Below are 12,107 nucleotides of genomic sequence, written 5' to 3'. Positions count from 1 at the left end.
CCCACAGGACACCCTGAGCCGGTGCCGGCGGGCTCCCGGGCCTGCCGTCGAGGCCGCCGGAGCACGTCCTAGGGGTTCTCTTAGAGTCACCGGCCGACGCGCTGATCGGCCGATCCACGCCCACAGAATGTGATCAGCGAGAAGAGGATTCCAGCGTGGCGGTCGCCGGTGTGCGGCAGGCCGCCGGTCCGCCGAGCGGTCCGGGGAAGGGAGCTGAACTGTGAGCGAGGGAAAGCTCCGCGACTATCTGAAACGGGTGACAGCGGATCTCCACCGCACCGGCAAGCGTCTGCGGGAAATGGAGACCCGCGAACGCGAGCCCATCGCGATCGTGGCCATGAGCTGCCGCTACCCCGGCGGAGTGCGCTCGCCGGAAGACCTCTGGCAGCTGGTCGCCGACGGCACCGACGGCATCACGCCGTTCCCGGAGGACCGCGGCTGGCACGTGGACTCCCTCTACCACCCGGACCCCGCCCACCCCGGCACCTGCTACACCCGGGAAGGCGGCTTCCTCCACGACGCCGCCGACTTCGACCCGGACTTCTTCGCCATGTCGCCCCGCGAGGCGCTGGCGACCGACCCGCAGCAGCGCCTGCTCCTCGAAACGTCCTGGGAGGCGTTCGAACGGGCCGGTCTGCGGCGGCAGACGCTCAAGGGCAGCCCCACCGGGGTCTTCGTCGGCGTCATGTACAACGACTACGGCTCGCGGTTCACCGAACCGCCCGCCGGGCTCGAAGGACACCTGGGCAACGGCAGCGCCGCCAGCATCGCCTCCGGCCGGATCGCCTACACCTTCGGCCTCGAAGGCCCGGCGGTGACCGTCGACACCGCCTGCTCCTCCTCACTGGTCGCCCTGCATCTGGCCTGCAACGCGCTGCGCCAGGGAGAGTGCTCCCTCGCCCTCGCCGGCGGCGTGACGGTGATGTCCACCCCCGTCACCTTCCTGGAGTTCAGCCGCCAGCGCGGGCTGTCCGCCGACGGCCGCTGCAAGGCCTTCTCCGACGACTCCGACGGCACGGGCTGGGGCGAGGGCACCGGACTGCTCCTGCTCGAACGGCTCTCCGACGCCCGCCGCAACGGCCGTCGCATCCTCGGACTCGTACGGGGCACCGCCGTGAACCAGGACGGGGCGAGCAGCGGACTGACCGCCCCCAACGGACCGTCCCAGCAGCGGGTCATCCGCGCCGCGCTCACCGCCGCCGGGCTGACCGCTTCCGACGTGGACGCCGTGGAGGCGCACGGCACCGGCACCACCCTCGGCGACCCCATAGAGGCGCAGGCGCTGCTGGCCACCTACGGCCAGGAACGGGAAGCGGGCCACCCGCTGTGGCTCGGCACGGTCAAATCCAACATCGGCCACACCCAGGCCGCGGCCGGTGTCGCCGGAGTCATCAAGATGGTGCAGGCGATGCGGCACGGTGTGCTGCCCCGCACCCTGCACGCCGAGCGGCCCTCCTCCCACGTCGAATGGAGCGACGGCGACGTCCGGCTGCTCACCGGCGCCGTGGACTGGCCGGACACCGGCCGGCCGCGGCGCGCCGGGGTCTCGGCCTTCGGGGTCAGCGGGACCAACGCCCACGCCGTGCTCGAACAGGCCCCGCCCGCCGGAACGGAGCCGCAGGCACCCGGCACCGACGCGGCGGAGCCCGAACGGCCCGGGGAGCATCCCGGCCGGGCGCCGTGGCCCGCTGCGCCGCTTCCGGTGGTGCCCTGGGTGCTCTCCGCCCGCAGTGAACCGGCACTCAGGGCCCAGGCGGAACAACTGCTCGCCCACGCGGGCGAGTTGCCCGAGACCGTCGGCACCGTGGAGATCGGTGCTTCGCTGGCCACCACCCGTACCGCCTTCGAGGAACGCGCGGTGGTGCTGGGCGGGAACCGCGAGGAACTGCTGCGGCGACTCGCCCGGTTCGCGCAGGGCGACGACACCGCGGCCGTCCGGGGAACGGCCGGTCGCGGCAGGACGGCTTTCCTCTTCGCGGGCCAGGGAGCCCAGCGACTCGGGATGGGCCGTGACCTTCACGCGGCGTTCCCCGTCTTCGCGGAGGCCTTCGACGAGATCTGTGCCCATCTCGACCCGGAGTTGCCGCATCCGCTCGGGGACATCGTCTTCGGCCGGGACGCAGCGGCGCTGGACCGGACCGGCGTCACCCAGCCCGCTCTGTTCGCCTTCGAGGTGGCACTCTTCCGGCTCATCGAATCCTGGGGCCTTGCGCCCGATTTCCTGCTCGGCCACTCCATCGGGGAGCTGGCCGCCGCGCACGTCGCCGGAGTTCTCTCGCTGCCGGACGCCTGCCGGCTCGTGGCCGCCCGCGGCCGCCTGATGCAGGAACTGCCGCCCGGGGGTGCGATGTTCTCCCTCCGGGCCGCCGAGGCCGAGGTGCTGCCGCTGCTGGCCGACGCCGGCGAACGGCTGAGCATCGCCGCCGTCAACGGGCCCCGGACGACCGTCGTGGCCGGCGACGAGAACGCGCTCGCCCGGCTCGTCCGGCACTTCGAGCAGCAGGGCGGCAAGGCGAAACGACTCCGGGTCAGCCATGCCTTCCACTCCCCGCTGATGGACCCCATGCTCGCTGAATTCCGTGTGGTGGCAGCGGATGTGACGTTCCGTCAGCCAACTCTCCCGATCATCTCCAATGTGACCGGGGAGCCGGCCACCGACCTGGGGACCGCCGACTACTGGGTACGGCACGTACGAGAGGCCGTACGGTTCGCGGACGGCATCCGGGCACTGGAGCGGCGCGGCGTCACCCGCTTCCTCGAAATCGGTCCCGACGCCACCCTCACCGCCCTGGCCCAGGGCTGTCTCGACGCGGACAGCGGCCACCTTCTCGTACCCGCCCTGCGCAAGGAGCGGGCCGAAACCCACAGCGTCCTCACTGCCCTGAGCGCACTGCACACCCGCGGCGCGAGCCCCGACTGGGACCGGCTCTTCCCCGCCGCTGACCGTGTCGACCTGCCCACCTATGCCTTCCAGCGCGAGCGCTACTGGCTGGCCCCTGAGGCGGCCACCGCGCACCGCAAGGGCGAACACCCACTGCTCCCGACGGCCATCACGCTGGCGGACCGCGGCGCCGTCGTCTCCACCGGACGCCTCACACCCTCCGCACACCCCTGGCTCGCCGACCGGGCGGCCGACGGCCGTGTCCAGCTCCCCACGAGCGCCTACCTCGACCTCGCCCTGCACCTCGGCGCGGTCGCCGGCTGCGAGCACCTCGCCGAACTCAGGGTGGACACCCCCCTCGTCCTGCCCGAGCAGTCCGCCGTCGACATCCAGGTGGTACTCGGCGCCGCCGGCGAACCGGACGGACAGCGGACCCTCACGGTGCACTCCCGGCCCGCCGACCGGCAGGACGAAGAGACACCGTGGACCCGGCACGCCCACGGTGTGCTCACCCCACAGCCGCCGCGGCGGCCCGGCCCTGACCTCCGGGCCTGGCCCCCCGCCGACGCCCGGACCGTGGACCCGGACACAGGGCACCCGGCGCGGGAAGACGACGCCTCCCCGCACGGTCAGCCGTCCGACGGGCTGCGCGGCGTATGGCGGCACGGTGACACGGTGTTCGCCGAGGCCGCGCTGCCCGAGGCGTACCTCGGCGACGCGGCCCGGTTCGCCCTGCACCCGGCGCTGCTCGACGCGGTGCTGCGGGCGCTACCTGCCGCGGGGCACCCCGAAGCCGTCGCCGTGTCCTGGCGCGACTGTGTGCTGCACGCGGTGGCCGCGGAGTCGGTGCGGGCCCGCCTCACCCCCGCCGACGGCGGCGGCGTGGACATCCACCTCACCGACGAACTCGGCGAGCCCGTTGCCTCGTTCGGCTCCGTCACCCCGGTGCCCTCCGCCGAGGTCGCACTGCCGCAGACGCCCTCCGGCCGCGACGATCTCTTCACCGTCGAATGGACCGAACTGCGGCCGCCCACCCCCCAGCAGCCGCCCTACCGGGTCGCCGTCCTCGGCGCGGACAGCCCCGGGACCGACGCGGAAGCACCCCGGCTCCCCAGCGAACTGGACGCGCTCGCCACGGCCGTGGAACAGGGCGTCGACGCCCCCGACCTCGTCGTCGTCCCCTGGCGGACCGCCGAAGTGGCCCCGGTCGCCGAGTCCGGTGAACCGGCTGACGCCGCCCACACCTCGGTCGTGCACGCCCTGACGCTGCTCCAGACCTGGCTCGCCCGGCCGTGCCTCGCCGACGCACGCCTGGTCTTCCTCACCCGGGGCGCCATCGCCACCTCCCCGGACGAGACCGTCACGGACCTGCCCGCCGCCGCGGTATGGGGCCTGGTGCGCTCGGCGCAGTCGGAGAACCCCGACCGCTTCCTGCTCGTGGACGCCGACGGCGACACCGAGGGTGATGCCGACACCGACACCGACACCGACGGCGATGCCCTGCCCACCGCAGCGGTCAGCGCGGCCGTGGGGTCCGGGGAGACACAGCTCGCCGTCCGCGCCGCGTGCCTCCTGGCACCTCGTCTGACCCGGCTTCCCCAGCCCTCCCGGACCACTGAGCACCCCACAGCCGCAGCCCGTTTCGATGCGTTCCGCACCGTTCTGGTGACCGGAGCCACCGGGACCGTGGGCGCCGCCGTGACCCGACACCTGGTGACCGGACACGGTGTACGGCATCTGCTGCTCGTCGGACGGCGCGGCGCGGCCGCACCCGGCGCCGAACAACTGGCCGCGGAGCTTCGCGAGCTCGGCGCCCGGGTGACCCTCGCCGCCTGCGATGTCGCCGATCGCGCGGCCCTGGCCGACCTGCTGGCCACCCTCCCCGAAGCACACCCCCTGGGGGCGGTCGTGCACGCCGCCGGTGTGCTCGACGACGGGGTGATCTCCTCCCTCACCCCCGAGCGGATGGCCACCGTCCTGCGTCCCAAGGCCGATGCCGCGGTCAACCTCGACCGGCTCACCCGGGACCTCGATCTGTCGGCCTTCGTCCTGTTCTCCTCGGCGGCCGCCACCTTCGGCGGTCCCGGCCAGGGCAACTACGCCGCCGGCAATGCCTTCCTGGAAGCGCTCGCCCACCGCCGCCGCGCCGAGGGCCGCCCGGCCCTCGCCCTCGGCTGGGGAATGTGGGCGGAGCGCAGCGAGATGAGCGCCCGCCTGGACGAGACGGACCGGCGGCGGATGGACCGGGGCGGCGTCGGTGCGCTGTCCACCGAGGCGGCACTCGCCCTCTTCGACCGCTGTCTGTCCCAGGATCGGACGGTACCCATCCCGGTGCCGCTCGATGTCGCCGCGATCCGCAGGAGCGGCCCTACGGTTGCCCCCCTGCTCCGGGAACTCGCCGGCCGTCCCGCCAAGCGGACCGCGGCCCCGGCGCGCGGACCGGGCGCGGGCGCCGGAGCCTCGGCGGCGCAGGCACTGGCCGCCCTGGCACCGGAAGAGCGCCACGCCCAGGTTCTCGACCTCGTACGCACCGAGATCGCCGCCGTCCTCGGCCACAGCTCGGCGGGCCGGGTCGACGCCGACCGGGCCTTCGAGGACCTCGGTCTGGACTCCCTGACCGCCCTCGAACTGCGCAATGCGCTCGGCCACAGGACCGGACTCCGGTTGCCGGCCACCCTGGTCTTCGACCACCCCACGCCCTCGGCCGTCGCCACCTACCTAATAGCCGAACTGCTCGGCAGTGACCAGGAGTTGACCGCAGTCGGGGCCGACGCCACGAGCGCCGGTGAGCCCGTCGCCATCGTGGCGATGAGCTGCCGCTTCCCGGGCGGCATCCGGACACCGGACGCATTCTGGGAGTTCCTGGCCGCCGACGGCGACGCCATCGGGGAGTTCCCCGATGACCGTGGCTGGGACACCGCGGCACTGTATGACCCCGATCCGGAGCACGAGGGAACGACCTACACCCGCCGGGGCGGCTTTCTCACCGAAGTCGACCGCTTCGACGCCGGATTCTTCGGCGTCTCGCCCCGCGAGGCCCTCGCCATGGACCCGCAGCAGCGGATCCTGCTGGAGGTCTGCTGGGAGGCGTTCGAGCGGGCCGGCATCGACCCGCTGTCCCTGCGCGGCAGCCGTACGGGCGTCTACGCCGGCACCAACGGGCAGGACTACACCACCGTCCTGGGCAACGCCGCCGAAGCCGTGGGCGGATACCTGGGAACGGGCAACGCGGCGAGCGTGGTCTCCGGCCGGATCGCCTACTCCTTCGGCCTCGAAGGCCCGGCCGTCACCGTCGACACGGCATGCTCCTCCTCTCTCGTCGCCCTGCACTGGGCCGTACGCGCCCTCCAGTCGGGGGAGTGCTCGCTCGCCCTGGCGGGCGGGGTCACGGTGATGTCGACCCCTGCCGCGTTCCTGGAGTTCAGCCGCCAGCGCGGGCTGTCCGCCGACGGCCGCTGCAAGGCCTTCGCCGACGGTGCCGATGGCACCGGCTGGGGCGAGGGCGCCGGCATGCTGCTGGTCGAGCGGCTGTCCGACGCCCGGCGCAACGGGCACCCGGTACTGGCCGTCGTCCGTGGCAGCGCCATCAACTCCGACGGCGCGAGCAACGGCCTCACGGCGCCCAACGGCCCTTCCCAGCAACGGGTGATCAGGGCGGCGCTCGCCGACGCCCGGCTCACGGCCGGTGAGGTCGACGCCGTCGAAGCACATGGCACCGGCACCACCCTCGGCGACCCGATCGAGGCCCAGGCGCTCCTCGCCACCTACGGTCAGGAGCGCCCCGCGGACCGGCCGCTCCGGCTCGGGTCGGTGAAGTCCAACATCGGGCACACCCAGGCCGCGTCCGGCGTGGCCGGAGTGATCAAAATGGTGCAGGCCATGCGCCATGGCCTGCTGCCGCGGACGCTGCACCTCGATGCGCCCTCGTCCCACGTGGACTGGGCCGAAGGCGCCGTGGAACTGCTGGCCGCTCCCCTCACGTGGCCCGATCACGGGCGCCCCCGCAGAGCCGGGGTCTCCTCCTTCGGCTTCAGCGGCACCAACGCGCACCTCATCCTCGAACAGGCCACCCCGGAACCGTCCGAGCCCGCCGAACCTGCGGACGGCGCGCAGCCCGACACACAGGACGCCGCCGACGCCACCCCGCTGCCGGTCGTATGGCCGCTGTCCGCCCGCAGCCCCGAGGCGCTCCGCGCCCTGGCCACGGCCCTGCACACACACGCCGAACGCCACCAGGACCTGTCCGTCGCAGCCGTCGGCCACGCCCTGGCCACCACCCGCGCGTCCTTCGAGCACCGCGCGGTCGCCCACGGCACCGACCGTGCCACCCTGCTGTCCGCCCTGGGCGGACTGGCCTCCGGCGAGGAACCGGCAACCGGAGCCGCCCACGGCATGGTCCGTCCCGGCGCATGCACCGCCTTCCTGTTTCCCGGGCAGGGCGCACAACGGGCCGGAATGGGACGGGAGTTGTACGAGGGCTTCCCGGTGTTCGCCCAGGCCCTCGACGAGGTCTGCGAGCACTTCGCCGACGCTCTCGACCGTCCGCTGCGCGACGTCATGTTCCACGACCCCGAGGGTCTGCTCCACCGGACGGAGTACACCCAGCCCGCACTGTTCGCCATGGAGACCGCCCTCCACCGCCTCGTCGAAAGCACCGGTCTGCGCGCCGACTACCTGCTGGGCCATTCCATCGGCGAGGTGACCGCCGCGCATAGCGCCGGGGTGTTCTCCCTGCCCGACGCCTGTGCCCTGGTCGCCGCCCGCGGCCGGCTCATGCAGGAGCTCCCGGAGACCGGCGCCATGGTCGCGCTCCAGGCGACGGAGGCCGAGGTGCTGCCGCTGCTCGACGGACTCGGCCGGCAGGTGTGCACCGCCGCCGTCAACGGCCCCGACTCCGTCGTGATCTCCGGCGACCGCCCCACGGTGACCCGGATCGCCGAACGGCTGGCCGCCGATGGCCGCCGGACCAAGCAGCTCCGGGTCAGCCATGCATTCCACTCACCGCACATGGACCCGATGCTCGCCGCGTTCCGCACGGTCGCCGAGGCGCTCACCTACCACGAGCCGCGCATCCCCGTGGTGTCCAACCTGACCGGCGAGGTCGCCACCGAACTGCACTGCCCCGACTACTGGGTGCGTCAGGTCCGGCAAGCCGTCCGGTTCCACGACGGCGTCCGCGGACTCGCCGAGCAGGGCGTCCGGCGCTATGTCGAACTCGGCCCCGACGGCACGCTCTCCGCCATGGCAGCCGGCTGTCTGCCCGCCGACTCCACCGGCACGGCAGTCATCCCGCTGCTCCGCGACCGGACCTCCGAGTCCCGCTCGCTGCTGGACGGCCTCGCCCGCGCCCATGTCCACGGCGCGGACCTCGACTGGTCCGCCGTCGCCAACGCCCGCCCCGGACGCACGGCCGTCACCGACCTGCCCACCTACCCCTTCCAGCGGCAGCGCTACTGGCCGACCCCGCGCGCCCTCGCCACCGCGGGAATCAGCCCGGCCGGGCACCCGCTGCTGAGCGCGGCCGTCGAACTCGCCGACGGCAGCCGCCTGTTCACCAGCCGGCTCTCGGTACGCGACCAGCCGTGGCTCGCCGACCACGCCCTCGCGGGCACCGCCGTCGTCCCCGGCACGGCCTTCCTCGAACTCGCGCTCCTGGCGGGCGACCGGGCCGACTGCCCCCACGTCGAGGACCTGACCCTGGTCAGCCCCCTCATCCTCCCCGAGCGGGACACGGTGGACCTGCAGGCGGTCCTCGGCGCCGACGACGGCCAGGGCCGCCGGCCGTTCACCGTCCACGCCCGCCACGTCGACCCGGCTCCCGGAGAGCCCTGGACGCTGCACGCCACCGGTACCCTCTCCGCCGCCCGCCCGCAGCCCATGGCACCGGCCCCGTCGGCATGGCCGCCCGTCGGCTCCGAGCCACTCCCGGTCGAGGACCTCTATGAGCAACTGAGCGCGGGCGGGTTCGACTACGGACCGCTCTTCCAAGGACTGCGTGCCGCCTGGCGCCACGGCGACCAGGTACTCGCCGAGGTGGCCCTGCCCCAGCCCGCACACCAGGACGCGGACCGCTTCGCGCTCCACCCGGCGCTGCTCGACGCCGCTCTGCATGCGTCCGCATTCCTGCCGACGGAGGACACCGAGAGGGGACGGCTGCCCTTCTCCTGGCGCGGAGTGCAGCTCCACGCCACCGGGGCGAGGCACCTGCGGGTCCGCTGCGACCTGTCCGCACCCGGCACCGTGGCCCTCACCCTCGCCGACGCCGAAGGCCGGCCCGTCGCCGACATCGAGGCACTGACGCTGCGCGAGATGTCCACCGCCCGGATCGCGCCCTCCGCCCGGCCCTCCGGTCCCCTCTACCACCTCGACTGGCCCGTGGCCCCTCTGCCCACGACGCCGTCCGAGGAGCCGGCCCGCCTCCTCGTCCTGGACAGCGAGGCCCTCGCCGCCGGCCTGGACGGCGCGGGCCTGACCGTGACCCGGCTGACGAGTACGGCCGATCTCCACGAGACCGCCGGCACCGTCCTCGTGGAGCTCCCCGCCGCCGACCCGCACGAGGCGGCGACCGGCGCCCTGGCACTCGTCCAGCGCTGGCTGGCGGACCCACCCGCCGCGGCCCGGCTCGTCTTCGTCACCCGGGCAGCCGTCGACGCACCCGGCACCACCCATCACGATGCCGCCGCCGCCCCCGTCTGGGGGCTGGTGCGCTCGGCGCAGTCCGAGCACCCCGGCCGGTTCGTCCTCGCCGACCTCGACGGCCAGGACACCTCGTACGCCGCGCTGCCCGCCGCGCTGGCCACCCACGAGCCCCAATTCGCCGTCCGCGGCGGCACCGTGCATCTGCCGAGGGTCGCCCCGGTCCACGCCGGTACCGCATTGCGCGAGCCCGCCGACGGCACCCGCTGGCGCCTCGGCATGACCGGCAAGGGAACTCTCGATCACCTCACCCTCATGCCCCACGACGACGCCGCACGACCACTGGGACGGGGCGAAGTGCGCATCGCGGTGCGGGCGGCCGGGGTGAATTTCCGCGATGTGCTGAACGTCCTCGGGATGTACCCGGGCGACGCGGGAGCCTTCGGCCTGGAGGGCGCGGGCGTGGTGACCGAGGCCGGCCCCGGTGTCCTCGGACTGGCGCCGGGTGACCGGGTGATGGGGTTGTTCCCGTCCGCGTTCGGTCCGGTGGCGGTGGCTGATGAGCGGGTGGTGGTCCGGGTTCCGGAGGGCTGGTCGTTCGCGCAGGCGGCGTCGGTTCCGGTGGTGTTCCTGACGGCGTATTACGCGCTGGTGGAGCTGGGCGGTCTCCAGGCGGGTGAATCCGTGCTGGTGCACGCTGGTGCGGGTGGTGTGGGGATGGCTGCGGTGCAGTTGGCGCGGCATCTGGGTGCGGAGGTGTTCGCCACTGCGAGTCCGGGGAAGTGGGGGACGCTTCGGGCTCTGGGTCTGGACGAGGCGCATATCGCGTCGTCGCGTGATCTGGACTTCGAGGGGTCGTTCCTGGCGGCGAGTGGTGGCCGGGGTGTGGATGTGGTGCTGGATTCTCTGGCGCGGGAGTTCGTGGATGCGTCGTTGCGGCTGTTGCCGCGGGGTGGGCGCTTCCTGGAGATGGGAAAGACCGACGTCCGTGAGCCGGGGGAGGTGGCGGCGGAGCATGAGGGGGTGCGCTACCAGGCGTTCGATCTGATCGAGGCCGGGCCGGACCGGATCGGGGAGATGTTCGCGCAGGTGCGGGAGTTGTTCGAGGAGGGTGTGCTGGAGCCGTTGCCGGTGACGGCGTGGGATGTGCGCAGGGCTCCTGAGGCGTTCCGGTTCCTGAGTCAGGCCCGGCATGTGGGCAAGGTCGTGCTGACCATGCCCGTGCCCCTCGATCCGGAGGGGACGGTTCTGGTGACGGGCGGGACGGGTGGTCTGGGTGCGTTGGTGGCCCGGCATCTGGTCGTAGAGCACGGCATACGCCATCTCCTGTTGGCGAGTCGTCGTGGCTCGCAGGCTCCGGGTGTGGATGCCCTGGTGGATGAACTGGCGGGTCTGGGTGCTGAGGTCGAGGTGGTGGCGTGCGATGTGTCCGATCGTGAGGCGCTGAGCGGTCTGCTGGATGCGGTACCGAAGCAGCACCCCCTCACCGCCGTCGTGCACACCGCAGGCGTACTCGACGACACCGTCGTCACCTCGCTCACCCCGCAGCGGCTGTCCGCGGTCCTGCGCCCCAAGGCCGATGCGACGGTCCATCTGCACGAGCTCACCCGTGACGAGGACCTGGCGGCGTTCCTCGTCTTCTCCTCGACCGCCGGTGTGTTCGGCGCTCCCGGCCAGGCCAACTACGCCGCCGCCAACGCCTTCTGTGACACTTTCGCCGCCGAGCGCCGGGCCGCCGGGCTGCCCGCCACCTCGCTCGCCTGGGGGCCGTGGTCCCGGACGACGGGCATGACCAGCGGACTCACCGAAGCCGATCTGCAACGCATGGCACGCGCGGGCCTGCCCGCCCTGTCCCCCGACCGCGGGCTCGCCCTCCACGACGCGGCGCTCGGCCGGCCCGAGGCGGCCCTGCTGCCGATGCTGGTCGACCGCCGCGCCCTGGGCTCGGGCGGGCCCGTACCACCGCTGCTGAGCGGCCTCCTGCCGACCGCACCTCGCCGGACGGCGGCCGCGGAACCGGCGGCACCGCCCGGAGCGGGCTCCGCCGGGACACTGACCCGCACGCTCGCCACCCTGAACCGTGACGAGGCGCACCACGCCGTGCTCGACGTGGTGTGCACCCAGGTCGCTGCCGTACTCGGTCATGCCTCCGCGGCCGAGGTCGGTGACCAGCAGTCGTTCAAGGACCTCGGCTTCGACTCGCTGACCGCGGTGGAGCTGCGCAACCGGCTCGGTACCGCGACCGGAGCCCTGCTGCCCGCCACGCTCGTCTTCGACCACCCCACGCCACTGGCCCTCGCCGACCACCTGTGCGCGGAGCTCGCCCCTGGTCATCCCACGGGGCAAGCAGCCGCCGCACCGGAGGACGATGCAGCGGTACGTGAGGCCCTGGCCGCCATCCCCGTCGAACGCCTGCGGGCGGCCGGACTGCTCGACGACCTGCTGGCGCTGGCACAGCCGACGACGTCCGGCACGGGCCGCGAGGACGGCGTCGACTCCGCCCCCGCACCGGACGCCATCGAGAGCATGGAAGTCGACGACCTTGTGCGCCTCGCGTTCGGCGCAGCGGACGGCTGAGCACCGCCGTCCC

The 12,107-nt window shown here is 73.4% G+C and carries 1 protein-coding gene; it reads left to right on the top strand.

Going from position 1 to position 12,107, the window contains the following annotated elements; all coding sequences use genetic code 11:
* The first annotated feature begins 220 nt into the window (after positions 1–220).
* Entirely contained in the window at positions 221–12,094 is an 11,874-nt protein-coding gene (locus SLV14N_RS02405; protein WP_263267807.1) for a type I polyketide synthase, read from the top strand.
* Positions 12,095–12,107: the final 13 nt, after the last annotated feature.

This window comes from Streptomyces sp. Je 1-4 4N24 (assembly GCF_026239515.1).
GTDB lineage: Bacteria > Actinomycetota > Actinomycetes > Streptomycetales > Streptomycetaceae > Streptomyces > Streptomyces nigrescens.
Note: the sequence above shows the minus strand (reverse complement) of the source record. Positions and strands in the feature narration are given on the sequence as shown.